At 52.6% G+C, this 1,573-nt stretch carries 1 protein-coding gene and 1 pseudogene; both read left to right on the forward strand.

Annotated features, from left to right (window positions below; all coding sequences use genetic code 11):
* Nucleotides 1–516, forward strand: a pseudogene (locus B2899_RS17885) (hypothetical protein); the annotation flags it as partial.
* Complete coding sequence (gene argF / locus B2899_RS17890; protein ID WP_146811596.1) at nucleotides 516–1,457, forward strand: ornithine carbamoyltransferase; 942 nt, start codon at nucleotides 516–518, stop codon at nucleotides 1,455–1,457. The pseudogene B2899_RS17885 and the gene argF, both read left to right, overlap by 1 nt.
* The last annotated feature ends 116 nt before the right edge of the window (nucleotides 1,458–1,573 follow it).

Here is a 1,573-nt window from a genome sequence, read left to right on the forward strand (position 1 = left end):
CCGGAGATGAAATCGACCGGTGAAGTCATCGGCCTGAGCTATTCGGTTGAAGAAGCTATTGCCAAGGCGATTGCCTGGAAGGAAGGCATCTGCGACTGGTTAACGGAAGGTGATACGATTATTCTGTCGCTGTCTGATCAGGATAAAAAAGATTTCATTCCGCACATCAAAACGCTGAAAGACCTGAACGTGCAAATTATCGCTACGCCGGGAACGGCGGCCCTGCTGAAAGAGAACGGCGTTGACGTACAGGAGATTGTGGAAACGCAAGAGCGCGTGAAAGCCATCTGCGCCGAACGTCAGGTGAAAGCGTTCGTGAACACGCCGACGCTCGGCAACAAGCGCGGACGTCTCGGATTTGAACTCCGCCAGCTGGCGCTTGCGCTCAATATTCCGTGCTTTACATTCCTCGACACGTTTGCTTCATACCTTGAGGTGCATGGATACAAGACGGGTGATGTGGTGGACCTGGGGGAATACCTGCAGGGGGTAAAACGAAAGGAGCTAGTAAAATAATGATGGTAGTCGACCAATTAAAAGGGAGAGACTTTCTATGTCTCTCCGATTATACAAAAGATGAAATTTTGTATTTGCTGGATTTGGCCGCGAAGCTGAAAGAAGAACAGAAGCAGGGGATTTTGCATCCGCACCTTGCGGGTAAAACGCTGGGTATGATTTTCGATAAAGCGTCGACTCGTACGCGCGTATCGTTTGAAGTTGGGATGTACCAGCTGGGCGGCATGGCGATGTTCATGAGCGGGCGCGACCTGCAGATTGGCCGCGGTGAGCCGATTCCGGACACGGCGCGGGTACTGTCCCGTTACCTCGACGGCATCATGATCCGCACGTTCTCCGACAAGATGGTCAAAGAGCTGGCCGACTATGCATCGATTCCGATTATCAACGGATTGACCGATATGCAGCATCCCTGCCAGGTTATGGCGGATTTCCAGACGATTATCGAGCACAAAGGCAGACTGGAAGGGCTGAAGCTCGCCTACGTGGGTGACGGCAACAATATGACGCACTCGCTGATGATTGGCGCGGCGAAAGTCGGCATGGATGTGGCTGTCGCCTCTCCGGAGGGGTATATGCCGGATGCGGGCGTAACGGAGATGACGCGCAAGTTCGCAGAAGAGACAGGTGTACATGTTCTGGTGACGAATGACCCGGCAGAAGCGGTGGCGGGAGCCGATATCGTCTATACAGATGTATGGGCGAGCATGGGGCAGGAGGCAGAGCAGCAGGAACGTCTGCAGAAGTTTGCCGGATTCGAAGTGAACGAGGCTCTGATGCGGAAGGCGAAGCCGGATGCGATTTTCATGCACTGCCTGCCGGCGCATCGCGGTGAAGAAGTATCGGCGGAGGTTATCGACGGTCCCCGTTCCGTTGTATTTGACCAGTCAGAGAACCGTCTGCATGCACAGAAAGCGATTCTGGTTGCTTTGATGAAATGATGAAGCACTCGATAAGATGGAGAAAAGAGGCTGTCTCAAACAGTTTTTGCTTTTGAGGCGGCCTTTTCCACATTGAAATTATTCTCTCGTCTTTTCTCTCTTTTTCTTCGTACCAC

The organism is Aneurinibacillus sp. UBA3580 (assembly GCF_002375825.1).
Lineage (GTDB): Bacteria > Bacillota > Bacilli > Aneurinibacillales > Aneurinibacillaceae > Aneurinibacillus > Aneurinibacillus danicus.

What these genes read in the sequence shown, in the direction of transcription:
- argF (WP_146811596.1), top strand. Translation starts at nt 516, where the DNA reads ATGATGGTAGTCGACCAATTAAAAGGGAGAGACTTTCTATGTCTCTCC.